A 24,945-nucleotide genomic window follows, 5' to 3' on the forward strand; every position below is an offset into this window, starting at 1 on the left:
GAGTTAGAAGGTTCGTTTAGCTTGTGTTATGATATATTTTAACAATATAGCTAACTTTCCAGACATGAAAAAAGGGGTGGATGAAGTGAGTCGATTAGATGAAGCGACAAAAGAAAACCTGGATTATATGCTTAAAGAAATTGCCAACAAACTACAAGTAGTCAACCAATCAATTATGGATCCAGCTGATTATGATTTAAATAAATATGATCAATTAAAACTTCTATATGACGTTCTGCGACAGAAAGGAAAGCTCAGCGTATCTGAGACACAGGCCTTTGTTCAAGAGTTAGCTTCTATTCGAAAATAATGAATAGTTGGCTTGTTTTTACGAATTATATTCATAAAAACGAGCCAACTATCATTTTTTATTGATAATGATCAAGGGCTTGCTTCGCGGCACGTTGTTCTGCTTCTTTTTTGGTACGTCCAATTCCTTTACCTACAACTGTTTGATTGACACTTACATGCGCTTCAAACTCTCGATCGTGTGCCGGACCACGTTCTTCGATAATAGCGTATTCGATCTCTTGTGGACCTTCTTGTTGGATTAACTCTTGTAATTGACTTTTATAGTCTAATCCATGGAAAAAGGCACCTTGGTCAATTTTCGGATAGACAACAGACTGTAAAAAAGTAATAACGGTAGTAAACCCTTGATCTAAATATAACGCTCCGATAAAAGCTTCAAATACATCAGCAAGTAATGCCGGTCGTTTTCGTCCACCTGTACGCTCTTCCCCATTCCCCAACAAAACAAATTGTTCAAAATGGAGCTGATTTGCAAATTCAACTAACGCAGGCTCACAGACAATTGCGGCTCGTAGCTTGGTCAATTCCCCTTCGGCCATATTTGGGTATGTTCGATATAAATATTGTGAGACACCCAATTCTAGTACTGCATCACCCAAAAACTCCAGCCGTTCATTATCATCCAATGGCTGTTTTTTATGTTCATTGACATAAGAAGAATGGGTAAAGGCTTGGCGTAATAGTTCTTCTTTGTTAAATTGAATTGACAGTTGATCTTGTAATACTTGGAAATCCATTCTTTGCTCCACCTCACCTTGGCAGATTTTTAATACATGTGGGAAAAGTCCCGCTTATAAAAGCGAGACTTTATATTTATTCGTTCATTACTTAAATTAGGATTGGCTATCTATGTAATTCACAGCGTCACCAACTGTTCCGATTTTTTCTGCATCTTCATCAGCAATTTCCATGTCAAACTCATCTTCTAATTCCATAACAAGTTCCACTACATCTAATGAATCTGCTTCTAAATCATCTTTAAAAGAGGCTTCCATTTTCACTTTATCCTCTTCTACATCTAAGCGATCAACGACGATCTTTTTAACTCTTTCGAATGTATCTGCCATTGCACGTTCACCTCCTTTCAAGCTTAAATTTTAGCGCATACTTACATTACCATACCGCCATCAACTTGTATAGTTTGTCCTGTAATATATGCTGCGTCACTAGAAGCTAGAAACCTTACAACATTCGCAACGTCTTCTGCTTTGCCTAATCGCTCAAGTGGAATGAGTGTAGCCATACTTTCTCGTTGTTCATCTGTTAATTCATTGGTCATATCGGTTTCGATAAATCCAGGTGCTACTGCATTAACAAGGATATTTCTACTAGCTAATTCTTTTGCTGCAGTTTTGGTCATACCAATCACACCTGCTTTGGCTGCAACATAATTAGCTTGACCTGGATTTCCACTAATACCTACAACTGATGCAACATTAATGATTCGACCTGATCTCTGTTTCATCATCTGTCTTGTAACAGCTTTTGATGTTAAAAATACACCTTTAAGATTTGTTTGAATTACTTCATCAAACTCATTTTCTTTCATGCGCATTAGCAGATTATCTCTTGTGATACCAGCATTATTGACTAGTATATCGAGGCGACCAAATTGCGCAACTGTTTCTTTAATTAAATTTTTTACTTCCTCTTCTTCACTTACATTGGCTTGAATTTTAATAGCTTTAGCACCTAGCGCTTCTATTTCATCTACTACTTCTTGCGCTTTCACTTCGTTTCCTGCGTAATTCACAACAACAGAAGCACCTTGTCTTGCTAATTCAAGGGCAATCGCGCGACCAATTCCGCGTGAAGCTCCTGTGACTAATGCTACTTGTTTTTCTAACATTATTCTTCCTCCTTATACCATGTAACAAACTCAGCTAATGAATCTGGATCCTGGATGGTGAAAGTTTTCATTTTCCGATCGATCTTTTTGATTAAACCTGACAATACTTTTCCATTACCAATCTCGACAATAGCATCCACATCTGAAGCGATAATATCACGAACAATTTCTTCAAATCGAACAGTGGAATAAAGCTGTTCAATCAACAACTGTTTAATTGTAGCACTTTCCTTTACCTTGGTTGCTGTTACATTTGCATATACAGGAAGTCGGGCATCATTAATCGTAATATCATCTAGTGATTTTTCAAACGACTGGGCAGCTGTTTTCATTAGAGAAGAATGAAAAGGTCCGCTAACACTTAAAGGAAGCACGCGTTTAGCACCAGCGTCTTTTAATTTGGTAACCGCTTCTTCTATAGCTTCTTTGTTACCTGATATAACAATTTGACCAGGGCAATTTAGATTCGCAATTTCAATTACTTGATCCATTTGCTCAGCAATATGATTCAATTCAGGTTGAATCTTCTCTTTATCTAATCCAAGTACAGCAGCCATTGCTCCTTTACCTTTCGGATATGCTTGCTCCATTAATTGACCTCTTGTATGTACTAAGGGTAGCGCGTCTTCAAAAGCAATAGCACCTGCTGCTACAAGTGCACTATATTCACCTAGACTATGCCCAGCAACAATGGCAGGTTTAACGCCTTGTTCTTCTAGTACTTTTGTAATTGCTGCACTTGTTAATAATAATGCAGGTTGTGCATTTTCTGTTTGTGTCAACGTTTCCGTTGGTCCTTCAAACATTAAATTTGTTATTTTCTTATTTAGTAATGTATCAGCTTGTTTAAACATCACTTCTACAGTTGGGATAGTTTGATATAATGCTTGCCCCATACCAACTTGCTGTGACCCTTGTCCAGGGTACACAAAAGCTACTTTTTTCATGTTATTCCTCCTCTTCTGTTTCTAAGGTATCAACTGTGGTTTGGATGGTGTCAATCACTTGATTCTCGACCATATAACATGCTTGTTTAATCGCACTATAAATCGCTCGATTATCAGAGGAACCATGCGCTTTAATAACAGGAGCAGCTAATCCAAATAAGCCCGCTCCGCCATATTCGGCATAATCCAATTGATTTTTTAATGCTTTTAATTCATTTTTTACGAGCAAGGCACCCATTTTAGCTTTCAAACTAGAAAATAGTGATTTCTTTAATAAAGAGAATAGCCCTAACGCTGTGCCTTCAATTGTTTTTAAAGCAATATTACCGCTAAATCCATCAGTAACAACCACATCAGCTTTACCCTCTAATAAATCGCGTGCCTCAATATTTCCGACAAAGTTAATTGGGGCATCTGATAATAAAGTGAATGCATTTTTGGTTAATTCATTTCCTTTACCATCTTCAGTGCCGATATTTAACAAACCCACTCTTGGCTTGTTAATCCCTCGAACCTTTTGAACATATACACTCCCCATAATTGCATATTGAACTAAGTGCTTGGGCTTCGCATCGACATTCGCACCTACATCTAATAGTAAAAAACCTTTCTGATCAATTGTAGGCAATGTTGGGGCAAGCGCCGGCCGCTCAATTCCTTTCACCCTACCGATATGAAACAGGCCTGTACTCATGAGTGCACCAGTATTACCTGCTGAAATACAAGCATCTGCTCGTTTTTCTTTTACTTCCTTGGCCATTAATACCATGGAAGCATCTTTTTTTCTTCTTACAGAACGAACTGGTTCATCTTCATTGGTAATCATCGACGTTGTATGTATAATTGAAATCCGATCTGTATTTGTTAATAGTGGTTTTATTTTATTTTCATCGCCAATTAAAACAATCTCTATATTATCAAGGTCTTGAATGGCTTTCAATGCACCTTCAACAATTGCCTTAGGAGCATGGTCTCCTCCCATAGCATCAATCGCTAATTTCATTTCGATCTTCTCCTTTTTGTTCGTTTGACCGATACATATCAAAAACGCCAGAAAAAACAACTTCATTCCCTACGTAACTAATAACTTCCACTTTTGTCCTTCTATGCTTGGAAGAGGATTTGATTACATTTGCTTTTGCCACCACACGCTCCCCTTGGTTTACTTGCCTAGAAAATTTAATATCAGCTTTCATTGTCAACGCTAATTCATCGTTAATTACCGCCACAGCCAACGAGTTGGCTTGGGCAAATAAATGATGTCCACGCGCAATGTGATTTCTTGAAAATACGTGCTCTGGACTAATATCAAGAATGGAAATTGCTCGAGTATCTAATTCCAAATCAATGACTTCACCAATTACTTCATCAATCGGCAAGGCTTTTACAGTCTCATTCCATTGATCAGTAGCTACGGACTTAATTCTTTCTCTAAGTTCGGGTATGGAAAGCTCCATTCGATCTAAACGAATGGTTTGTATACTTACACGAAATTGTTGCGCCAATGTTTCGTCAGTTATAAACGGCATTTCCTCTATTGTTTCACGCAATTTCTGTTGTCGTTGTCTTTTTGGTAATTTCATTTTTTCACCATCCTACTGGTGCGTTATCTTTATGACTAGGTACTAATAGTAATATATAATACCTACTTATTTCTTGCAAGTCTTTATTAATCAAAAGTGATACCATCTGTTTTAAAGGTTTGCTTTAAATAGTCATGTAAAGGTTGATAAGCAGGGTCTTTTTCTAATAGATTATCATATACAATCATTTGTGCATCATTCCTTGCTGTTTCTAATGCACGATAGTCTTGGACGATATCAGCAACTTTGAATTCTGGTAATCCACTTTGCTTTTTCCCAAAAAAATCACCTGGACCTCGTAATTGTAAATCTTGTTCAGCTAATGCAAATCCGTTGGTTGTTTCAGTCATAATTCGCATACGCTCTTTTCCAACATCACCTTTAGGATCAGCAATAAGAATACAATAACTTTGTACATCCCCACGACCAACGCGCCCCCGCAATTGATGAAGTTGAGACAAACCAAATCGCTCTGCATCATAAATGATCATTACCGTTGCATTTGGTACGTTCACACCTACTTCAACAACAGTAGTGGAAACCAATACTTGAATTTGATTGGAAGCAAATGCTGTCATCACTTCTTCTTTTTCATCATTATGCAAGCGACCATGCAATAACCCAACCGTAACGTTTTGCTCAAATGTTTCTTGTAATTGTTGGTACAACTCTACCGCATTTTGTATATCCAACTTATCCGATTCTTCGATGAGTGGGCAAATCACATAAGCTTGATACCCCTGATCGATTTGCTTCTGAATAAATTGAAGAAGTCTTGGCAACATATTCTCTTTTACCCAATAAGTCTCAACTGGTTTACGACCAACTGGCATTTCATCAATTTGACTAACATCCATGTCTCCAAAACTCGTAATCGCTAGTGTTCTGGGAATCGGTGTTGCTGTCATAAATAAAACATCAGGATCAATGCCTTTATCACGAAGCGCCTTACGTTGATTAACCCCAAAGCGGTGCTGTTCATCAACAATAACCGTCCCTAAATTAGCAAACGACACATCTTCTTGTATCAAGGCATGAGTACCAACAATGATGTCTGCTTCTCGTTGTTCAATCATTGTTAATATCTCTTTACGTTTTTTCCCTTTTACTGAACCAGTCAATAACACGATAGTTGCTTTTTCCCCAAATAAAGATCGTAAAGAATCAAGATGTTGCTCTGCCAGTATTTCTGTCGGAACCATGATAGCACCTTGTTTACCTGCTACGATCGAAGCATAGAGACTAATTGCAGCTACCGCAGTCTTTCCAGATCCCACATCACCTTGTAACAACCGATTCATTCGGTATGGTGCAGCCATATCCTGCAAAATTTCATTTAGTGAACGTTGTTGTGCTTTTGTTAATACAAAAGGTAATTGGTCTACAAATTGATGAACCACACTTAAATCAAACGTTTGATTATTCCCTTTCGTGCGTTCACGGTTTTGTTTACGAAGCAACTGCATTTTTAATTGAAATAGTAACAGTTCCTCATAAACAAATCTGCGTTTAGCATGTTTTAGTGTTTGAAAACTAGAGGGAAAGTGCAATTCCTGTATCGCTTTTGTGCGTGATAACAGCTTATAATCTTCCAAGTATTGTTCAGGTAAAATTTCATCGATTGCTGCACTATACTGATCAATTGCTTGTTTAATGACTTTTTTTATTTGGGAAGATTTCAGTGTTTGCTTTGCATAATAAACGGGCTGTATCGGTTGATCATGCTTTACTTTTCCTTTTTTATATTGATCAATGGTGATTTGTAAACGGTGCTGATCCCATTTTCCGGTTAAGGTAACAAAATCACCAGGTTGCAATTGCTTTTTGGCAAAAGGTCGATTGAACATAATTCCTTTCACCACTGCGTATTCTACTTGAACACGGAGAACAAGTCGAGATTTTCTCTTACCAAAATAGGTAACCACAGGTTCACCGATCACTTCACCTTGTATGGTTACTTTTTCGTCATGTAGCAAGTCACTTAAAGGTTTTATTTCATAGTTATCATATCTATTAGGGAAGAAAAATAACAAATCAGAAACTGTTGTTATGCCTATCTCAGCAAAATTAGCCGCTAGTGCATCCCCAACACCTTTCACCGAATTAATTGGTACGTCTATCATTACATTCACTCTTTCATTGGTTGATTCCCATTAATTTTCGCTGCTAACGCTCTACCTGTAGGCGTAGCTGCCAATCCGCCTTCTGCAGTTTCTCTTAAGGAGCTAGGCATTTGTCTACCAATTCTGTACATCGCACCAATCACTTCATCACAAGGGATTTTACTGGATACACCCGCTAATGCCATATCGGCAGAAACAATTGCATTTGAAGCCCCTGCTGCATTTCGTTTTACACAAGGGACTTCAACTAACCCTGCAACTGGATCACACACAAGGCCTAACATATTCTTTAGTGTGATCGCAAATGCTTCTGCACTTTGTTGTGGTGTTCCACCAGCCATTTCAACAACAGCTGCTGATGCCATAGCTGCCGCTGAACCAACTTCTGCTTGACAACCACCCGCAGCACCAGAGATAAAGGCATTATTTGCAACAACAAAACCAAAAGCTCCTGAAGTGAACAGAAAGTTTATCATCTGTTCTCTTGTTGGTTGCAAGCGTTCTTTGACAGCAAACAACGCACCAGGTACACAACCAGCACTACCAGCTGTAGGAGTGGCGCATATAATTCCCATTGCAGCATTAACTTCATTTGTTGCTACAGCTTTACTTACCGCATCAAGTACTACTTCTCCAGATAAAGGTTGATGTTTTTTCATATATTCTTGCAATAGTACTGCATCTCCGCCTGTCAATCCAGATTGTGAATGTACCCCTTTCAACCCATCTTCGACTGCTTTCTCCATCACGGTTAGGTTTTGCTCCATTCGAGCAATAATTTCTTCTCTTGTTTTTTGATGAATGTCCATTTCTTGTTGTATCATCGCTTCTGCTATTGAAATATCTTTTTCCTCTGTGATTTTTATTAAATCTGCAACTGTTCGAAACAAGCTGACTCCCCCTTTGTTTTTTCTTAATCTACCACTTTGGCCATATGTAAAATATGTTTCGCCTCTGATAGTTCTTTTTCTATATATGGTTCAATATTCTGATCCAATTCGATAACCATTAACGCTTCTTTTCCTACATCTTTTCTGGATACTTCCATCCTACCAATATTAATTTCATACTTTGCAAGGATATGTGTCACAGAAGCAATAGCACCAAAACGATCGTTGTGCATAATGAGTATGGCTGGGTGATTGCCAGATAAGTGGAGATCAAAACCGTTTAATTCAGTTATTTCCACCTTTCCGCCACCAATCGATATTCCAACCAGCTCCATATTCTCCTGCGAATTTCCCATTTTAATTCGAGCGGTATTTGGATGATCTACTGCTGCATCTTCTTCCATAAATGTTAACTGGATACCTTTGGATTTGGCAATTTCAATCGATTCTCTAATTCTATCATCTGCGGTATCAAAATCTAAAATACCAGCCACGATGGCGACATCCGTGCCATGCCCTTGGTGCGTTTTCGCAAAAGATTCATAGTAATAAATTTCTACCCATTCTGGCTCTTTACCAAAAAGATGTCTAGCAGCACGACCAATCCTCGCAGCACCAGCCGTATGAGAACTAGAAGGCCCTACCATGACTGGACCGATAATATCAAAAACAGATTTAAACTTCATCGCTATTACACACCCCTTTTTTTCATAAAACTATTTTTAGTTACAAAAATCTATACGAGTTTTATTTGTTTCTACATAAGACAGCATACGTCATCGATCAAAATAAAAACACACGAAGACGCTTTATCGAGTCAAAATAAAGCAGTTTTCCTTTGTATCTAGTATAACCGGTTTTATACATAAAGAAAACTCGGCGAATGCCGAGCATCTATTAATAATCAAATGACTATCTTTAAACCCATTTACACTTATTACTGTTCACAGACTAATATAATCTTAAGAAAAAGCTCAGGCAAATGACCTGAGCATGAAATTATTATTCAATTGCAAAAATAAACGAATATATTGGTTGATTTCCTTGATGAACCTCAACTTCAATATCTGGATATTCTTTTTCTAAGAAAGATTCTAATTCGGCTAACTCTTCATCTGAACCTTCTTCACCTTGTAAAATAGTAATGATTTCATCATCTTCTGTCGTTAATTCAGCTAACAACTGTTTCGCAACCGTTAACTTATCTTGAGCAGTAGCTTTTATTTTACCATCAGCTAATCCCATGAAATTACCGTTTTCAATTGTCATACCATCAATTTGTGTATCTCTAACCGCATAGGTTACTTGTCCAGTTTTAACCATTCCACCAGCCTCAGTCATCGCTTCTTTATTCGCTTCTAATGAAGCATCTGGTTGAAAAGCTAGTAAAGCACTCATACCTTGAGGAATCGTTTTCGTTGGAACAACCTCTACATCAGCATCACTAAGCGAAGCAGCTTGTTCTGCTGCCATGACAATATTTTTGTTATTTGGTAAGATAAGCACTTTTTCTGCATTGGCTTGCTTAATCGCTTCTGCAATATCTTGTGTACTAGGATTCATGGTTTGCCCACCTTGAAGTACAACATTAGCACCAAGATTTTCTAGCAACTGTTTGATTCCATCTCCCATAGCCACAGAAACAATACCATAAGTTTGTTTTTGCTTTGGTTGTTTTTTTGGTAATTTTTTTGTGTGTTCTCCAAGGATCGAAGTGTGTTGTTCACGCATATTTTCAACTTTTATATTAATGAAACTTCCAAAACGTTGTCCTAAATTAAGTGCTTCACCAGGATGCTCTGCGTGGACATGAACTTTAACTAATTCATCATCTGACACAACTAGAAGTGAATCTCCCAACTCACTTAATTCTTTTCGAAATACTTCTTCATCATAAGGATGCTCTTTTAATTTATCCTCTTCAAATTTCACCATAAATTCCGTACAATAGCCAAATTCAATATCTTCTGTGCTCATATAATCTTGGGCTAACTTATGATGTTCTGCATTTACCATATCATCCATATCTACTGATGAGGCAGAACTTTCCGGTAAAACTTCGCCTTTTAAAGATGCTAAAAATCCTTCATAAATAACAACTAATCCTTGTCCACCACTATCAACAACGCCTACTTCCTTCAGAACTGGCAATAATTCAGGGGTAGAAGCTAAAGAGGTTTGCGCTGCTTCAAGCACACCTTCCATAAATGGAATAAAATCTTTTTCTTCTTCTGCTAGTTGTTCAGCTTTTTTAGCAGTATCTTTTGCAACGGTTAAAATTGTGCCTTCTACTGGCTTAATTACTGCCTTGTACGCAGTATTAACACCTGAAGTCAATGCGTTAGCAAAATCAGTTGTCGTAAGCGTATCTTTACCGTTTATTCCTTGGGCAAAACCACGGAACAACTGAGACAAAATAACCCCGGAATTACCTCTTGCTCCCATTAATAGACCTTTTGCAAGCGCATCAGCAACTTCAACTACATTTGTAGGCTGTATATCCTTTACTTCATTTGCGCCAGATGTCATTGATAAATTCATATTAGTACCAGTATCTCCATCAGGTACTGGAAAGACATTTAACGCATCAATCATTTGGGCATTATTCGTTAAATGCTTTGATCCAAGAAGGACCATCTGCTGAAACGCAGCTCCTTCTAACATTTGTAACACCACTACTACTTCCTCCTTCTTACTAGAAACAATAATAAGTTAATTGTATTTTCTCACGTTTACAATAATCATTTATGCTTGTACGCGAACACCTTGGATATAAACATTAACAGCGTGAATAGGTATTCCTAAAGTTTTATCTAAGTTATATTTAACTTGTGATTGCACATTATGAGCAACTTCAGAAATTTTCGTTCCATAGCTCACAATGATATACATATCAATACTAATCAATTCATCATCTTGACGGACAACTACACCTTTTGCAAAGTTTTCTTTTCGTAAAATTTCAGCTATTCCATCTTTTAATTGATTTTTTGAAGCCATTCCAACGATTCCGTAGCATTCAATTGCAGCTCCACCTGCTACGGTTGCAATAACTTCATTCGTGATGGTAACATTACCGTCTTTTGTTGTTAATTCAATAGACATTTTCATATCCTCCTTTAACAGACTGAAAATATAAGTGATGGTTGTAAAGCTAATTCTTGAAACCTATCTTACAATAATGCATGTACTAATGAAAGCCATTGCATATTAGTAAACTAACAAAGAATTTTTGTGAGCATTTACATAAGGTAAACCCCTTTATACAATGGACTAAACTCCCCATTCTGTCAAGTTACAATCCTTTATATATAAATTGTTCTTTTTTTAAACACAAATTATCCATTTATTGCTTTATTAATTTTATACGTACGCAAATGTTTTAGCTATGTTCCGAATGATATTTATAACATTGCAAAATCAACATATATATGATAAATTATAAAAGTGTGTAAAGAGATACATGTAAGTAGGAGGGATAAATATGGGACGTAAATGTGTCGTTACTGGCCGTAAAACAACTACTGGAAATAACCGTTCGCACGCTATGAACGCTAATAAACGTAAATGGAAAGCAAACGTACAAAAAGTTCGCATTATGGTAGATGGTAAACCGAAAAGAGTTTATGTTTCTGCTCGTGCACTTAAATCCGGAAAAGTTGAACGTGTTTAATTTTTCTTATACAAAAAGCACCTTGCTTACTTAGCAGGTGCTTTTTGTTGTATTGGTAGGCAACGTTAGCTTTTTTTGAATGCACCCATTATTGCACGTACACAGCCTCCAATGAACTTTGGGAGTTTAATTGTATAAAATTTCATGAGAACCCCTCCTCTTTTACTATAAAAGACGCTTCATTGTATTATATGAATTTCCTACGTCAAAAGTACATCACGGCTCTTTATCATTATTAATATGCCGCTAGTAAATGAAAAAGTACCTTTTTTTGAAAGGAGCTTATTCGAAAGACATCGTGTGGATCCCCATGAAAGCGAATAACCATTTAGCGGGTAATAAAATCCTTTTAAAGATAATCCTGTTACCTTTTCAGAAAAGGAAAGAAATGAAACATTTGAATAAGTGTTATCTTTTATTACTTGATATTCACCTGGTTTATACAACTGGATGGTATTCTGTGGATCAATAATAGTAGCGGGAATCTCAACTTGTGAGAATCGAATTAATTGTTGAACATTCGCAAGGGTATGATCCATTCTTCCACCAGTAACCCCAAACAATAAAACACGATTAGGAGCGAGTGCTACCGCATGCTCAATTGCCAATTCTAAGTCTGTTTCATCTTTTTCAACTGGATAGCGTATCATTTCTTTCGCTTTCTGTGACACTATTAATACATTTTCTTCGCTAATGGAATCAAAATCACCAATTGCTAAGTCAATTGATAAATTCTGGTGAAGTAATGCACTACACCCTTCATCTGCTCCAATCCAACAATCCACCATTTCGTCATACATTTTTAGATCCGCGGCCAATACATTCGGACCACCTGCAACAATACCAATTGTTTTTATTTGCTGGTTCATAATTTTATTCCCCATTGTTAAAGATTTATTTCAGATTTTAGAATTTAGAACAAAAACGTTAGTTTATTCTGCGGCTTTTCGTATTGTTTCTATCGCTTGTTTTCGATCGGTTTGATTAAAAATCGCGCTACCTGCCACAAGGATATCAACACCTGCATCGATACATTGCTTGGCAGTTTTTTCATTGATGCCCCCGTCCACTTCAAACAGTACATGTGGTGCAAATGCTCTTCGCCATTCATCTACTTGTTTAATTTTTTCAATTACATTTGTTATAAATTTTTGTCCACCGAACCCAGGATTTACAGTCATAAATAACACCAGATCTACATCCGGTAAAATAGGATATAATAGCTCTTTAGGAGTAGCGGGGTTAATAACCACACCAGCCTTTACTCCTTTTTCTTTGATGGCATGAATGGTTCGGTGTAAGTGTGGACAAGTTTCCACGTGAACCGTTATGATGTCTGCTCCTGCTTCAGCAAATGCCTCAATGTAATGGTCTGGTTCTTCAATCATCAAATGTACATCTAATGGTAATGTTGTTATCGGCCGGATAGCCTTTACAACAACCGGACCAATTGTAATATTGGGGACAAAATGGCCGTCCATGACATCTACGTGAATATAGTCTGCCCCTGCACGATCAACCTCCATAATTTCCTTTTTTAATTGAGCAAAATCAGCTGATAAAATGGATGGTGCTATTTTTGTCATGATTAATACCTCGGCTTTCTATTCTGAATCTCTTGATAAAATTGTAAGTAATGCTCATATCTAAATGGTGCTATTTCATTTACTTCAACAGCTTGTTTCACAGCACATTTTGGCTCATTAACATGCATACAACCGCGAAATTTACAATCTTGTTGTCTGGCTGCCATTTCTGGGAAACATGCTGACAACCCTTCTAGAGCTAGCGCATCAAACTCTAATGAACTAAAACCAGGCGTGTCCGCTACTAAACCCTCTCCGATCGCAACTAACTCGACATGCCGGGTTGTGTGTTTCCCTCTTCCTAAACTGAGAGAAATGTCGTTTGTTTCAATAGATAGAGCGGGGTTCAATTTATTTAATAAAGATGATTTTCCAACTCCTGATTGACCAGCAATGACAGATATTTTATCAGAAAAATAAGGTGCCATTTTATTTAGATCTATTTCTTTTTCAACAGATAACGTTTCTACTTGATAGCCAATCGCTTGATAAGCTTCTTGATAAGTAGTAATCTCTTGCAACTCTTCAGTTGAGACTTTATCCATCTTAGATATAAAAATAATCGGTTGAATGTCATTGGCTTCAACCAGCACTAAAAAGCGATCTAAAAGTAATGTACTAAACGACGGTTCTTTAGCAGAGACAACAATAATTGCTTGATCGACATTAGCCACAGCAGGTCTTCTTAGCTCATTTTTTCGTTCATGAATTGATGTGATGTATCCATCATTGTCTTCTTGTATATCAAATTCAACAATATCACCAACAAGAGGAGAGAGCTTTTTTTTTCTGAATAACCCTCTTCCTCTACATTGGTAGACACTATCTGCACTTTTTACGTAATAAAACCCACTAAGAGCTTTCATAATTCTACCCTCAGGCATGTAACTAATCACCTTCCACTTCTTCGTATGCAATTGTTTTCTGTAAAATCACTTCATCGTCTCGTTCTACCTTATACGTTGCTACCTCTCCTGGAGCAATCGTTAAACGAATTGAAAAATCAGTGTCTTCACGTATTGTTTGTGTTTCGTAAAGCGTTGTTAAGTCGTTATTCATGTCATCTACATAAATGCGAACGGTTTGTGGCTCATCCGAATTCCCGTTATTATTTGAGTTGTCATTCGCATTACCACCATTACCTGGATTATCTTGTGAGCCTCTATTCGTTGCTCCACCAGTATAAGGAACTGTAAATGATACGCTGTGTGTAATCGGTGGTTTCTCTTCTTCCCCTAATGAAACTACGATATTAACCGTTTCTTTTTCCTCAATTGTCGTTCCAGCCTTTGGTGTTTGTGAAATAACATTACCTTTTTTCACACTTTCCGAATGTTTTTCCGTCACATTAGCAGTTAGATTGTTTTCAGACAAATAATTAGATGCTGCTGATTCACTCATTCCTGTTAAATCTTCTAATTGAATCGTCTTTTTCCCCTTGCTTATTTCAAATTGAACTACGGTTTCAGACGGAGCGACCTCTTCGTTCGGTTGAGGAGATAATTGGGAAATGATTTGACCTGCAGAGGCATCAGAGAAGACTTCTGTATATTCTACGTCTTGATAGCCCCTTTCCAGCAAGATTCGTTCTACTTGGTCATAATCTTTCCCAACGTAATCAGAAAATTCTTCGGTTTCTTCGCCCATACTAACATACACCGAAACTTCTGTGCCTTCTTTTGTATTGGACCCAGCACTTGGTGAAGTTCGTATGACGTGATCTTTAGCAAATTCATCAGAAAAACCTTCTTCTTTCACTACTTTGACACCCAATTCATTGAGCGCTTGCTCAGCGTCTTCATACGTTTCACCCTGCAATTCAGGTATGACAACATCATCTGGTTGCAACCAATTTGGTAATACAAACAAAGCGAATAAACCAGCGACGACAATAACAAAAAATGATGTAATCAACCAAATAATAAATTTCTTTTTTCTTGGTTTTTTCTTATTTTTTTGCTTACCATCCTTTGGTGACTTATCATGCTTTGTCGTTTCTATCTGCTCCTTCGTATGCACAAGTGTATCCTCATCCTTGTCGCTATTTTTAAGAATAGTATCATTTATTATTGGGATAGCTTTGGTATCTTCTCCTTCTTCTTCTGGCTGCTTAAATGGTGGTTCATTATGTCTTTCCGGATCTAAAGCAGATAACATATCTGTTTCAAGGGCTTCGACAGTGTCATATCGATAAAAAGGATCCTTCGTCGTGGCTTTTAAAACAACATTTTCAATACTTTGTGGAATAGCTGGATTCCAGTTCTTAATGGAAGGTGTGTTAGATTGTAAATGCTTTAATGCAATGGAAACGGCTGATTGACCAGAAAAAGGTATCCGTCCAGTTAGTAACTCAAAGAAGACAATCCCTAAAGAATAAATATCCGATTTCCTAGTCGCCATCCCACCTCTTGCTTGTTCAGGCGAAAGATAATGTACAGATCCTAATACTGAATTCGTCTGTGTTAAAGAAGTGGCACTTAAAGCCAAAGCAATACCAAAGTCTGTCACTTTTACTTGGGCAAAGTCATTAATTAAGATATTTTGTGGTTTAATATCGCGATGAACAATGTTATTAATATGCGCATGTTCAATAGCGGATGTTAGTTGTTGCATAATCTCAATCGACTCTTCTACTGGAATAGGACCATACATTTGAATATACTTTTTCAATGTCATTCCTTCGACATATTCCATGACCATATAATATATGTTGTCTTCTTCCCCAACATCATATATGTTTACAATATTCGGATGAGAGAGGCTTGTAGCAGATTGCGCTTCACGATGAAAACGTGTAATAAATTCTTCGTCGTTTGCATATTCTAATCGGAGTACTTTAATTGCAACTTCACGATCTAGAATCGTGTCATGACCCAAATAGACATTGGCCATGCCACCTCCGCCAATCATTTTAATTACTTCGTATCGTTCGTTTAAAAAGTGACCTTCTAACACGAAGTATCACCTGCTTTGTTTGTTTCATATGAAGATATAACTAATGTGATATTGTCTTCTCCTCCCCGTTCATTAGCCGTATCAATCAGCATTTCTGCCTTTTCTTGATTCGATTTATCGTCTGTTAAAAAGCGTGATAATTCTTCATCAGAAAGTTTATTTGTTAAACCATCTGTGCACAACAATAATTGATCGTCTTGTTTCCAACTAGCTTCAAAAATATCGGGCTGAAGTATTGCTTCTGTTCCTAGCGCTTTTGTAAGAACATTTTTTCGTGGATGAAAATCAGCATCTTCTTTAGAAATCTGCCCTGAACGTACAAGTTCATTAACAAGCGAATGATCTTCTGTAATTTGCGAAATCGTGCCATTGTGTAACAAATAACAACGACTATCTCCAATGTTGGCAACACTAATAAAATCTTCACCATAAATTACTGCAACTACGGTGGTTCCCATTCCAAGTAATGCTTCATTATCGATGGATTTTTGATAAACGTACTGATTTGCTTTTGTTATTACTTCCGTTAACCAAGTAGCAGCTCCTTGTCTATCAAGCGATTCTTTTGTGGATTTCCATTCATTCTCCATCCATTCAACCACAAGTTGACTTGCAACATCACCTGCTTTATGGCCACCCATTCCATCTGCTACAACGGTTAAATATTGCAAAGCTTCATTTTGGAATATGCCACCAGCATCTTCATTATGCATCCTGACTTTTCCTATGTTTGTTAAATAATAATGCATTTGCCTCACCTCATCAGATCCAAATTGCGAAATTTGTACTTATCCATTTTTTCGTTGTAATCTCGTTAGAAAAAAACCGTCCGTGCCAAAATCATCCGGAAAAATTTGAAGACCAACTGCTGAAATCCCGCTTGATTGACGTAAGTCAGATGGTAGTGTTTCAAAGAACATTGGATCAACTTCAAATTCAGCGTGCTCATTTAAGAATGCTGTAATAACGTGTTCATTTTCTTCACGATCAACCGTACAAGTACTATATAAAAGTTTACCATCTTTACGGAGTAATGGAGCAATTTTTTTTAATAATTCTGTTTGAATCGTTGCAAGTTTGTGTATATCTTGTTCCTGTTTTTGGTATTTAATATCCGGTTTACCTCTTACAACACCTAGACCAGAACAAGGTGCATCTATTAATATTCTATCAAAAGTTTGTGGTGCATGGTATTGATCTAACTGTCGAGAATCTGCGGCTTTTGCAACAATATTCGTCAGTGCTAAGGCTTCAGCTTTTTGTTTGACTTGTTTTGCTTTCTTTTCATGCAAATCATACGCATAAATTCCCCCAGTGTTGTTCAATTTTTCTGCTATATGTGTAGTTTTACCACCTGGAGCACTACAAGCATCTAACACTTGCATCCCTTCTTGTAAATCCATCATTTCAGCGACAAGCATGGAACTTTGGTCTTGAATCGTTACTTGGTTGTTTTGAAACAATTGGCTATGTAACACGTTTCCCTTTGTTATAATGACTCCTTGCTCAGAAAAGAAGGAAGGTGCCACTTCATAACCATCTTGCTCTAATTCTGCAATTGCTTCTTTTTGATTCAATTGCATTGGTTGAACACGAATCGACATCGGCTTTGTCTCTAAATTAGCTAGACACATCGATCTTGTCTTTTCATAACCATAATAACCAATCCAACGTTTCACTAACCAAAGGGGATGACTTGTCTCAATGCTAAGTCTTTCATCCCTACCTTTTATCGAATCAAAAGTTGGAAAACCTGTTCGTTGCGCTTGACGCAGTACGCCATTAACAAACGAAGCGATTCCTTTATGTCCTCGTTCTTTCGCTATACCAACCGCTTCGTTAATAATGGCATATGTCGGTACACGCTCTAAATACACCATTTGATAAAAAGATAAATAAAGAAGCCATTGTACCCAAGGATCAAGTTTGTGCTTTTTTTTGACAAAATTAGCAACAAAATATTCCAATGTTAATTTTCTTTGTATTGTACCATAGACCACTTCCGTAAGTAAGGCATGATCTTTTTTGTCCACTTGATTAGATTTGATGGTTTGATCTAACAATAGATGACTGAAAGCACCGCCATCTCCTACACGAAGTAATACATCTAAAGCTGCCGAACGTAATTTATACTTTGTCATATTTATTCTCCTAATTTATCGCCAATTTCGAGGTCTTGCCCGTTCCCTCTAAGGAAGTCTTCTGCTGACATACGCTTTTTCCCTGCTGGTTGCAATTCTTCAATTCGTATACACTGTTGATCACCACAACAAACGACAAGCCCTGTACTGTTCAATTCAACAATTTCACCGGGCTGTTTGTCTACTGTTTTCGGTACCATTTCTCCCCACCATATTTTTGTATTTGCTCCATGCATCAATGTGCTTGCCACTGGCCATGGATGAAGACCGCGGATATGGTTATAGATTGAGGTACTAGATTGATTCCAATCAATTTTTTCTTGGTCTCGACTAATATTAGGAGCATAAGTTGCTTCTTCATCATTTTGTTCTACTGGTTCAATTGATCCGTTTAGTACTTTTGGTAAGGTATCATGTAGCAGGTTGGCCCCTAATTCGGCCAACTTATCATGCATAGTACCAACATGATCCACTTTGGTAATTGGTGTGGATGCTTGAGAAATGATCGCACCAGCATCTAACTTTTCTGCCATATACATAATCGTAATTCCTGTTTCTTGTTTTCCTTGTAAGATGGCATAATGAATAGGCGCTCCGCCCCTTAATTCAGGTAATAATGACGCATGTACATTTATACAACCATAAGTAGGAGCATCTAATAACGCTTTGGGTAAAATTTGACCAAAAGCAGCAGTTACAATAATATCAGGTTCGTAAGCTAAGATTTCATGATATGTATCTTTTACTTTCTCGGGCTGATATATAGGAATGTTGTGTTTCTCGGCTTCTACTTTTACTGGAGGTGGTGTTAACACACGCTTTCTTCCTTTTGGTCGGTCTGGTTGTGTGACCACTAACACAACATTATAATTGTCTTGAATTAATTGACTTAAAACTGGTACAGCAAAATCTGGTGTCCCCATAAAGACTACTTTTTTCACAATAAAACCTCACTTTCACATTAATTGATAGGGTTGAAGATCTATTTGAATCAATAACTCATCTTTTCTCATCTCGTCTTCAAAATAAGCTAATATTTTTCGCAATATTTCTCGTTGATTTGGTTCGTTTTTGTATTTTACCATGCATTGGTAGCGATATCTATCTTTGATTCTTGCTACCGGTGATGCTGTGGGTCCTAGAATGCGTACATCATCTGATAAATGTTTACGCAGTAATAAACTAATCATCTTGGTAACTTCCATCACCTTGATCTGATTTGGATGCGAAACCGTAACTAATGTTAAGTAATAGTACGGTGGATATTGATACGTTTTTCGTATTAACATTTCTTTTTCAAAAAATGCTTCATAATCATAGGTAGAAGCTAATTCCACACTGTAGTGTTCAGGTGTATACGTTTGAATAATTACTTCACCTGGTAATTGATGCCTACCTGCACGCCCGCTAACTTGTGTTAATAATTGAAAAGTTTTCTCTGATGCACGGAAATCAGGAAGGTTTAATAGACTATCAGCAGCCAAAACACCTACTAACGTAACATTAGGGAAATCTAAACCTTTGGCTATCATTTGCGTGCCTAATAAGATATCAGCCTGTTGGTTACCGAATTGCCTTAACAGCCGCTCATGTGAACCCTTTCTTCTCGTGGTGTCAACATCCATTCGTATGATGTTTGCTTCAGGGATCATTTCTTGTAAAGCTTCTTCTACCTTCTGCGTTCCAGTACCAAAATAACGAATCGTATCACTCTCACAAGACGGGCAAGTGTCTGGCATATTCTCTTCATAATTACAGTAATGGCATTTCAGTTTTTGATTTTTCCGATGATAGGTTAACGCGATGTCACAATGTGGACAAGTCATGACATGGCCACAATCCCTACACATCACAAATGTCGAGTACCCACGTCTATTTAAAAACAGTACTGTCTGTTCCTTTCGTGCCAATCGTTCTTCAATTGCTTCTTTTAGTTGCCTTGAAAACATCGATCGATTACCAGCATGCAATTCATCCCGCATATCGATTAACTCTACTTCAGGCATTTTAGCATTATTCATTCGCTCTGGCATCGATAATAATTGGTAAACACCTTTTTTTGCACGAGCATAGGATTCTAATGCAGGTGTTGCACTACCTAAAATAACTGGACAATAATGATACTTGGCACGTTGAATTGCAACATCACGCGCATGATATCTCGGGTGTTCTTCTTGCTTGTAACTCGTTTCATGTTCCTCATCTATAATAATTAAGCCAATCTGCTCAAACGGGGCAAATATAGCAGAACGCGCGCCTACTACCACTTGCACTTCTTTTCGTTGCACTTTTCTCCACTCATCAAACCGTTCTCCTTTGGATAACGCGCTGTGCATCACTGCAACTTTTGAACCAAATCTTCCTTTAAATCGATTCACCATTTGTGGGGTCAAAGCAATTTCAGGAACTAATACAATCGCTTCTTTGCCTTTCGTCAAGCAATGATGGATCGCTTGCAAATATACTTCTGTTTTTCCACTTCCAGTAACACCATGTAACAAAAATGTTTGATGTTTCGTTTGATCTAATGTATCCACCACGGCATTCATGGCATCTTGCTGTTGGCTAGTTAATGGCAATGGTTGGGTACGCTTAATATTTTCATTTTGATAAGGATCTCGATACGTTTCCACCATTTCTTGTTTTAAAATACCTTGATCAATCAATTGTTTAACCGTTGATTGGGTCGTATGTAACTTTTCCAGCAATTCTTTTTTTTGAATTGGTTTGTTATGCTGTTGAAAAAAGTGAATGATCGCTTTTTTCTTTTTGGCTTGCTGAGGTAAATCAGCTAAAACTGCTTCCAGTTCTAACGGTTCCAACATTGGTTTAACGTATGTTTGCTTTTTCACCGTTTCCTTTGAGTGAACCTGATAAATAATTTCCACATCGCCAACCTGCACAGCTCGTTGTAATGCCTGGTATACCCCCGCTTCTTCAAACTCCTGAAAAGAAATAACATCACGACCAGCAAAAATCATTTCTAATTTTTCAGGTAAAATATCATTTAATCGTTGTACTTGTTTTTCATATGAGGCTTTCAAAGCTTGCGGTAACATCGCTTGAAATGTTGATATATAAAAGCTAATCGTATGATGCGCTACCCACTTACCTAGTTCTAACAATTCTTTTGTTAAAACTGGGGTCACATCCATGATGCTCTCAATTGGTTTTAATTTATCTATATCAGAATGATCGGTAACTTCAAGTACGTAACCCATAATCTTTCTCGGTCCAAAAGGCACAATCACACGCATTCCAGGAAAAACAGCATGCTGTAAATATTCAGGAATCCGATAATCAAACATGCGATTGGTTTGCGCTACTGGAACATCGACCACTACATTTGCAACATCCACATTTAATCAACCTTACTATCTTTATTAATTTGTTTTAATAACTGCTTTGCTATTTCTTGTTTCGTTGCAAGCTTAAAATGATTTGTTTCACCAGAACGATGAATATAAGTCACAACATTCGTATCTGATTTAAAACCTGCTCCCGATGCATTAATGTCATTAATAACAATGGCATCTAGTTGCTTACTAGCTAGTTTTTGTTTTCCAAACGCAATGGGATCATTGGTTTCCGCTGCAAAACCGACTAGAAATTGATTTTCTTTCTTGCTCCCAAGCTCTTTTAAAATATCTCTAGTACGTTCAAAAGATATTTGCATATCATTATCTTTTTTCTTTATTTTATGTTCATACGTCTTAGCAGGACGATAGTCAGCGACAGCTGCTGCTTTAATGACAATATCACTATCATCGTAATGCTTAAGCATTTCCTGATACATTTCTTCAGCAGAGATAACATTAATTCTATTGACGTTAGCAGGTGTATCTAACGAAACCGGCCCTGCCACTAAGGTTACATCCGCTCCACATTCTGCTGCTACTTGCGCCAAAGCAAATCCCATTTTTCCTGAAGAATGATTCGTCAAAAAGCGAACTGGGTCGATTTTTTCTTGAGTCGGTCCAGCTGAAATTAACAGTTTTTTACCTTTTAATATTTGTTGGTCATTGCGATCATTAGCAATTGCTTTAACAATTGATTCTGGTTCTTCTAACCTACCTTTACCGACATATCCACAAGCTAAATACCCTTCTCCTGGTTCGATAAATTTGTAGCTCCATTGATCTAACGTTTGCATATTTTTAATTACTGCCGGATGCCCATACATGTGGACATTCATTGCTGGTGCGATATATACATCCGCTTCTGTTGCTAGCAAGGTCGTAGAAAGCATGTCATCCGCAATGCCATTCGCCAACTTACCAATTATATTTGCTGTAGCAGGGGCAATTACGAATAGATCGGCCCAATCAGCCAAATCAATATGCGCAATTTTGCTAGGATCTTTTTCATCAAACGTATCAGTAAATACAGGATTTCGTGATAGCGCTTGAAAGGTTAGTGGGCTAACAAATTGTTTTGCACTTTCAGTCATAATGACTTTTACTTCAGCTCCTTGTTGCACTAATTTACTCGTCAGTGCACAAGCCTTATAAGCAGCAATTCCTCCAGAAACACCTAAAACGATACGTGAACCACGTAGCATAACAAACACCTCTCTTGATCTAAAGTTTAGGATACGTTATAGAAGAAACCCCCGTCTACAGTTGGTAAACGAGGGGTCGATAATCAATTTTTGTTATACGTAAACATAAGCTAAGGAAACTGCACGATTGTTCAGCAATTACCTACGATTTTGTTATCTTCTTTCTTCAACATCAGCCGCAATGTATGTTAATTTTTCTGCTTGAATTTCTTCTAGCGCAATACCAACATTTTTAGCTGATTTTGGATTAGTAATTTGATGACGTTTCAATTCTTGAATTTGACGCGCACGTTTAGCCGCTAACGTTACCAATGTATACTTTGAATTTATTTTTGTTTGTAACTGATCAATTGATGGCTCTAACATCATTTTTCTTCGACCTCCAACACTTTCTTATATTGTATTGCGACGCGTTCGCGTTTGCAATGCTCACTTTTGACAATAGCCTGCACTTTATCTACCGCTTTATTGACATTGTCATTGACGACAACATAATCATAAGCATCCATCAATTCAATTTCTTCTTTTGCAGCGTGTAGACGATTAGCTACTAAATCATCACTCTCGGTACCTCGTTTAACAATTCGATTTTTTAATTCTTCTAAGCTAGGTGGCGATAAGAAAACAAAGACACCCTCTGGAAAATTTTCTTTAACTTGCAATGCGCCTTGCACTTCGATTTCTAAGAAAACATCTTTGCCAGCAGCCAATGTTTCTTCCACATAATACCTCGGAGTTCCATAATAATTACCGACATACTCTGCATATTCGAGCAATTGATTATCTCGAATCATTTGCTCAAACTTCTCGCGTGTACGGTAAAAATAATCCACAGCCTCCTTCTCACCTGCACGTTTGTCCCTAGTCGTCATGGAAATGGAATATTGTAAATCCGTGTCTTTTTTGAACAAAGCCTTACGAACAGTACCTTTCCCTACACCCGAAGGCCCAGATAAAACAAATAAAATACCCTTTTCTTCAATCAACTTGCATCCTCCTGTTACAAACATGGTACTTCCATGTCTTCTTATTCATCAGCATCATCTTCATGGCTTAATACACGCTGTCCAACGGTTTCTGGTTGTACGGCAGATAAAACCACATGATCACTGTCTGTTATAATTACAGCTCTCGTTCTACGACCATATGTTGCATCTACTAATTTATTATTTTCTCTTGCAACAGTTATAATACGTTTAATTGGTGCAGACTCAGGTGATACAATAGAAATAATACGATTAGCCGAGACTACATTCCCAAATCCAATATTAATCAATTTTATGTTCAACCTTGCTCCCCCTCTTAATTACGCAATCGTATTCCCATTAATGGATAATACGCTTCTTCTAAACTAATCTATCTAATTATAGTACAAACTTGAGCTTAATGAAAACGATTATTCAATGTTTTGGATTTGTTCTTTTATTTTCTCCATCTCCGTTTTCAATGTAACCACCCAATTACTAATTAAAGCATCATTTGATTTAGAACCGATAGTGTTCACTTCTCTTTGCATTTCTTGTAGGATAAACCCCAGTTTTCTCCCAACTACTTGTTCCTCATTCAACGTTTGTCCAAATTGTTGTACATGACTATGTAAACGAGTGATTTCTTCGGTAATATCGCCTTTTTCAGCTAATATCGCTACCTCTTGATAAAACCGTGCTTCATCATGTAATTGCCCATCAGTAAATGCATGTATTCTGGATAAAATCCGACCTTGATATTCAATTATAACAGTTTCTCTTCGTTCTCCCAACTGTTTTACTAATTGTTTTATATTTTCTAATCGATTCTTCATATCATCGGTGATCATTTTCCCTTCATTCGATCTCATAAGGATGACTTGACCACAAGCTTCTTGAACAGTTTCCAACACGATATCGGACACAGACTCAGTTAACGGAACATTTTCAGATATCGAGATAATTTCAGGTATCTTAGGAATGAATGCTAGCGCTTCTTCTGTCGATAGGTTATACGTATTTTGGATGGAATAATACGTATCTACATATTGATTCATTAATGGCCAATTAACATTTACCTTTGAGGGACTGACCTCTTCATTATCTAACATAATAAAGCACTCCACTCTGCCTCTTTGAAAATGCCGCTGAATGCTATCTCTTATGTCACTCTCAAGTGATTGATAAGTTTGGGGGGTTTTTATTGAAACATCAAGAAACCGATGATTGACTGTTTTTATTTCCACGGAAATAGTTTTATCGTAATAAGTTGCGGTTGCTCGACCAAAACCTGTCATACTCAGTGGCATTTGATGACCTCCAGTCACTTGTTTTTCAATGTTTTATATATATCATTTTA

27 protein-coding genes are annotated in these 24,945 nt (G+C 37.3%); 2 read left to right on the forward strand and 25 right to left on the reverse strand.

Features of this window, described 5'->3' with window-relative positions; all coding sequences use genetic code 11:
* Positions 1 to 85: 85 nt before the first annotated feature.
* Positions 86 to 310: a DUF1128 domain-containing protein gene (locus DES48_RS02845; protein ID WP_281269218.1), complete on the forward strand. Its 225-nt coding sequence runs from the start codon at positions 86 to 88 to the stop codon at positions 308 to 310.
* A gap of 58 nt (positions 311 to 368) precedes the next feature.
* Here DES48_RS02845 and rnc read toward each other — a convergent pair whose 3' ends face one another.
* The 11 genes from rnc to DES48_RS02900 form a co-directional block, all read right to left on the reverse strand.
* Complete coding sequence (gene rnc / locus DES48_RS02850; RefSeq protein WP_079709418.1) at positions 369 to 1,049, reverse strand: ribonuclease III; 681 nt, start codon at positions 1,047 to 1,049, stop codon at positions 369 to 371.
* A 96-nt stretch (positions 1,050 to 1,145) separates the two neighbouring features.
* On the reverse strand, positions 1,146 to 1,379 hold the full coding sequence (locus tag DES48_RS02855; RefSeq protein WP_079709417.1) for an acyl carrier protein: 234 nt from the start codon (positions 1,377 to 1,379) through the stop codon (positions 1,146 to 1,148).
* A gap of 41 nt (positions 1,380 to 1,420) precedes the next feature.
* A complete protein-coding gene (gene fabG / locus DES48_RS02860) occupies positions 1,421 to 2,161 on the reverse strand; it encodes a 3-oxoacyl-[acyl-carrier-protein] reductase (protein ID WP_113866660.1) in 741 nt (246 codons plus the stop codon).
* Positions 2,161 to 3,108, reverse strand: coding sequence for an ACP S-malonyltransferase (gene fabD, locus DES48_RS02865; RefSeq protein WP_113866662.1), 948 nt, complete (start codon positions 3,106 to 3,108; stop codon positions 2,161 to 2,163). The genes fabG and fabD overlap by 1 nt, the downstream gene beginning before the upstream one ends.
* Before the next feature lies 1 nt (position 3,109).
* The gene (gene plsX / locus DES48_RS02870; RefSeq protein ID WP_113866664.1) at positions 3,110 to 4,111 is read right to left on the reverse strand and encodes a phosphate acyltransferase PlsX; all 1,002 of its coding nucleotides are present in this window, start codon (positions 4,109 to 4,111) and stop codon (positions 3,110 to 3,112) included.
* Positions 4,095 to 4,691, reverse strand: a complete 597-nt coding sequence (gene fapR / locus DES48_RS02875) for a transcription factor FapR (protein ID WP_113866666.1) — start codon at positions 4,689 to 4,691, stop codon at positions 4,095 to 4,097. The genes plsX and fapR overlap by 17 nt, the downstream gene beginning before the upstream one ends.
* 86 nt (positions 4,692 to 4,777) lie before the next feature.
* Positions 4,778 to 6,814, reverse strand: a complete 2,037-nt coding sequence (gene recG, locus DES48_RS02880) for an ATP-dependent DNA helicase RecG (protein WP_113866668.1) — start codon at positions 6,812 to 6,814, stop codon at positions 4,778 to 4,780.
* Between the two features lie 5 nt (positions 6,815 to 6,819).
* Positions 6,820 to 7,704: an L-serine ammonia-lyase, iron-sulfur-dependent, subunit alpha gene (sdaAA, locus tag DES48_RS02885; RefSeq protein ID WP_113866669.1), complete on the reverse strand. Its 885-nt coding sequence runs from the start codon at positions 7,702 to 7,704 to the stop codon at positions 6,820 to 6,822.
* Between the two features lie 23 nt (positions 7,705 to 7,727).
* Positions 7,728 to 8,390 carry an L-serine ammonia-lyase, iron-sulfur-dependent subunit beta gene (sdaAB, locus tag DES48_RS02890; RefSeq protein WP_113866671.1) on the reverse strand — a complete coding sequence of 221 codons (663 nt, stop codon included), beginning with the start codon at positions 8,388 to 8,390 and terminating at the stop codon, positions 7,728 to 7,730.
* Between the two features lie 316 nt (positions 8,391 to 8,706).
* The gene (locus DES48_RS02895) at positions 8,707 to 10,380 is read right to left on the reverse strand and encodes a DAK2 domain-containing protein (RefSeq protein WP_113866674.1); all 1,674 of its coding nucleotides are present in this window, start codon (positions 10,378 to 10,380) and stop codon (positions 8,707 to 8,709) included.
* Positions 10,381 to 10,449: 69 nt separating this feature from the next.
* The gene (locus DES48_RS02900; RefSeq protein WP_079709408.1) at positions 10,450 to 10,809 is read right to left on the reverse strand and encodes an Asp23/Gls24 family envelope stress response protein; all 360 of its coding nucleotides are present in this window, start codon (positions 10,807 to 10,809) and stop codon (positions 10,450 to 10,452) included.
* A 379-nt stretch (positions 10,810 to 11,188) separates the two neighbouring features.
* Here DES48_RS02900 and rpmB point away from each other — a divergent pair, with 379 nt between their 5' ends.
* Positions 11,189 to 11,377 (forward strand): 50S ribosomal protein L28, encoded by a 189-nt coding sequence (gene rpmB / locus DES48_RS02905; protein WP_079709407.1) that lies wholly within the window; start codon positions 11,189 to 11,191, stop codon positions 11,375 to 11,377.
* A gap of 65 nt (positions 11,378 to 11,442) precedes the next feature.
* On the opposite strand, the gene spoVM is transcribed toward rpmB, so the two are convergent.
* The 14 genes from spoVM to DES48_RS02975 form a co-directional block, all read right to left on the reverse strand.
* Positions 11,443 to 11,523, reverse strand: a complete 81-nt coding sequence (gene spoVM, locus DES48_RS02910) for a stage V sporulation protein SpoVM (RefSeq protein WP_079709406.1) — start codon at positions 11,521 to 11,523, stop codon at positions 11,443 to 11,445.
* A 54-nt stretch (positions 11,524 to 11,577) separates the two neighbouring features.
* The gene (locus DES48_RS02915) at positions 11,578 to 12,246 is read right to left on the reverse strand and encodes a thiamine diphosphokinase (protein ID WP_245911261.1); all 669 of its coding nucleotides are present in this window, start codon (positions 12,244 to 12,246) and stop codon (positions 11,578 to 11,580) included.
* 63 nt (positions 12,247 to 12,309) lie between these two features.
* The gene (gene rpe / locus DES48_RS02920) at positions 12,310 to 12,963 is read right to left on the reverse strand and encodes a ribulose-phosphate 3-epimerase (RefSeq protein ID WP_113866676.1); all 654 of its coding nucleotides are present in this window, start codon (positions 12,961 to 12,963) and stop codon (positions 12,310 to 12,312) included.
* Positions 12,964 to 12,965: 2 nt separating this feature from the next.
* A complete protein-coding gene (rsgA, locus tag DES48_RS02925) occupies positions 12,966 to 13,847 on the reverse strand; it encodes a ribosome small subunit-dependent GTPase A (RefSeq protein WP_079709404.1) in 882 nt (293 codons plus the stop codon).
* A gap of 4 nt (positions 13,848 to 13,851) precedes the next feature.
* The gene (gene pknB / locus DES48_RS02930; protein WP_113866678.1) at positions 13,852 to 15,918 is read right to left on the reverse strand and encodes a Stk1 family PASTA domain-containing Ser/Thr kinase; all 2,067 of its coding nucleotides are present in this window, start codon (positions 15,916 to 15,918) and stop codon (positions 13,852 to 13,854) included.
* A complete protein-coding gene (locus DES48_RS02935; RefSeq protein WP_113866680.1) occupies positions 15,912 to 16,667 on the reverse strand; it encodes a Stp1/IreP family PP2C-type Ser/Thr phosphatase in 756 nt (251 codons plus the stop codon). Before DES48_RS02935 ends, pknB begins: the two co-directional genes overlap by 7 nt.
* Positions 16,668 to 16,706: 39 nt before the next feature.
* The gene (gene rsmB, locus DES48_RS02940; protein WP_113866682.1) at positions 16,707 to 18,059 is read right to left on the reverse strand and encodes a 16S rRNA (cytosine(967)-C(5))-methyltransferase RsmB; all 1,353 of its coding nucleotides are present in this window, start codon (positions 18,057 to 18,059) and stop codon (positions 16,707 to 16,709) included.
* Positions 18,060 to 18,061: 2 nt separating this feature from the next.
* A complete protein-coding gene (gene fmt / locus DES48_RS02945; protein WP_113866684.1) occupies positions 18,062 to 19,000 on the reverse strand; it encodes a methionyl-tRNA formyltransferase in 939 nt (312 codons plus the stop codon).
* A gap of 15 nt (positions 19,001 to 19,015) precedes the next feature.
* A complete protein-coding gene (gene priA, locus DES48_RS02950) occupies positions 19,016 to 21,418 on the reverse strand; it encodes a primosomal protein N' (RefSeq protein ID WP_113866686.1) in 2,403 nt (800 codons plus the stop codon).
* Between the two features lie 2 nt (positions 21,419 to 21,420).
* Positions 21,421 to 22,620 carry a bifunctional phosphopantothenoylcysteine decarboxylase/phosphopantothenate--cysteine ligase CoaBC gene (coaBC, locus tag DES48_RS02955; protein WP_113866688.1) on the reverse strand — a complete coding sequence of 400 codons (1,200 nt, stop codon included), beginning with the start codon at positions 22,618 to 22,620 and terminating at the stop codon, positions 21,421 to 21,423.
* 153 nt (positions 22,621 to 22,773) lie between these two features.
* Positions 22,774 to 22,986 carry a DNA-directed RNA polymerase subunit omega gene (rpoZ, locus tag DES48_RS02960; protein WP_079710005.1) on the reverse strand — a complete coding sequence of 71 codons (213 nt, stop codon included), beginning with the start codon at positions 22,984 to 22,986 and terminating at the stop codon, positions 22,774 to 22,776.
* Positions 22,986 to 23,606: a guanylate kinase gene (gene gmk, locus DES48_RS02965; RefSeq protein WP_113866690.1), complete on the reverse strand. Its 621-nt coding sequence runs from the start codon at positions 23,604 to 23,606 to the stop codon at positions 22,986 to 22,988. The genes rpoZ and gmk overlap by 1 nt, the downstream gene beginning before the upstream one ends.
* Before the next feature lie 41 nt (positions 23,607 to 23,647).
* Positions 23,648 to 23,908 carry an extracellular matrix/biofilm regulator RemA gene (gene remA, locus DES48_RS02970; RefSeq protein ID WP_079709396.1) on the reverse strand — a complete coding sequence of 87 codons (261 nt, stop codon included), beginning with the start codon at positions 23,906 to 23,908 and terminating at the stop codon, positions 23,648 to 23,650.
* A 108-nt stretch (positions 23,909 to 24,016) separates the two neighbouring features.
* Positions 24,017 to 24,895 carry a YicC/YloC family endoribonuclease gene (locus DES48_RS02975; protein WP_113866692.1) on the reverse strand — a complete coding sequence of 293 codons (879 nt, stop codon included), beginning with the start codon at positions 24,893 to 24,895 and terminating at the stop codon, positions 24,017 to 24,019.
* Positions 24,896 to 24,945 lie beyond the last annotated feature (50 nt).

This window comes from Paraliobacillus ryukyuensis, from assembly GCF_003315295.1.
In the GTDB taxonomy this organism is placed as follows: domain Bacteria; phylum Bacillota; class Bacilli; order Bacillales; family Amphibacillaceae; genus Paraliobacillus; species Paraliobacillus ryukyuensis.

Coding starts and splice junctions, on each gene's coding strand:
- rnc (WP_079709418.1), bottom strand. CDS start 1,049: ATGGATTTCCAAGTATTACAAGATCAACTGTCAATTCAATTTAACAAA.
- fabG (WP_113866660.1), bottom strand. CDS start 2,161: ATGTTAGAAAAACAAGTAGCATTAGTCACAGGAGCTTCACGCGGAATT.
- rsmB (WP_113866682.1), bottom strand. CDS start 18,059: ATGACAAAGTATAAATTACGTTCGGCAGCTTTAGATGTATTACTTCGT.
- DES48_RS02975 (WP_113866692.1), bottom strand. CDS start 24,895: ATGCCACTGAGTATGACAGGTTTTGGTCGAGCAACCGCAACTTATTAC.
- DES48_RS02855 (WP_079709417.1), bottom strand. CDS start 1,379: ATGGCAGATACATTCGAAAGAGTTAAAAAGATCGTCGTTGATCGCTTA.
- sdaAB (WP_113866671.1), bottom strand. CDS start 8,390: ATGAAGTTTAAATCTGTTTTTGATATTATCGGTCCAGTCATGGTAGGG.
- rpmB (WP_079709407.1), top strand. CDS start 11,189: ATGGGACGTAAATGTGTCGTTACTGGCCGTAAAACAACTACTGGAAAT.
- recG (WP_113866668.1), bottom strand. CDS start 6,814: ATGATAGACGTACCAATTAATTCGGTGAAAGGTGTTGGGGATGCACTA.
- rsgA (WP_079709404.1), bottom strand. CDS start 13,847: ATGCCTGAGGGTAGAATTATGAAAGCTCTTAGTGGGTTTTATTACGTA.
- DES48_RS02935 (WP_113866680.1), bottom strand. CDS start 16,667: ATGCATTATTATTTAACAAACATAGGAAAAGTCAGGATGCATAATGAA.
- DES48_RS02915 (WP_245911261.1), bottom strand. CDS start 12,246: ATGAACCAGCAAATAAAAACAATTGGTATTGTTGCAGGTGGTCCGAAT.
- fabD (WP_113866662.1), bottom strand. CDS start 3,108: ATGAAAAAAGTAGCTTTTGTGTACCCTGGACAAGGGTCACAGCAAGTT.
- plsX (WP_113866664.1), bottom strand. CDS start 4,111: ATGAAATTAGCGATTGATGCTATGGGAGGAGACCATGCTCCTAAGGCA.
- spoVM (WP_079709406.1), bottom strand. CDS start 11,523: ATGAAATTTTATACAATTAAACTCCCAAAGTTCATTGGAGGCTGTGTA.
- fapR (WP_113866666.1), bottom strand. CDS start 4,691: ATGAAATTACCAAAAAGACAACGACAACAGAAATTGCGTGAAACAATA.
- coaBC (WP_113866688.1), bottom strand. CDS start 22,620: ATGCTACGTGGTTCACGTATCGTTTTAGGTGTTTCTGGAGGAATTGCT.
- rpe (WP_113866676.1), bottom strand. CDS start 12,963: ATGACAAAAATAGCACCATCCATTTTATCAGCTGATTTTGCTCAATTA.
- DES48_RS02900 (WP_079709408.1), bottom strand. CDS start 10,809: ATGTCTATTGAATTAACAACAAAAGACGGTAATGTTACCATCACGAAT.
- rpoZ (WP_079710005.1), bottom strand. CDS start 22,986: ATGTTAGAGCCATCAATTGATCAGTTACAAACAAAAATAAATTCAAAG.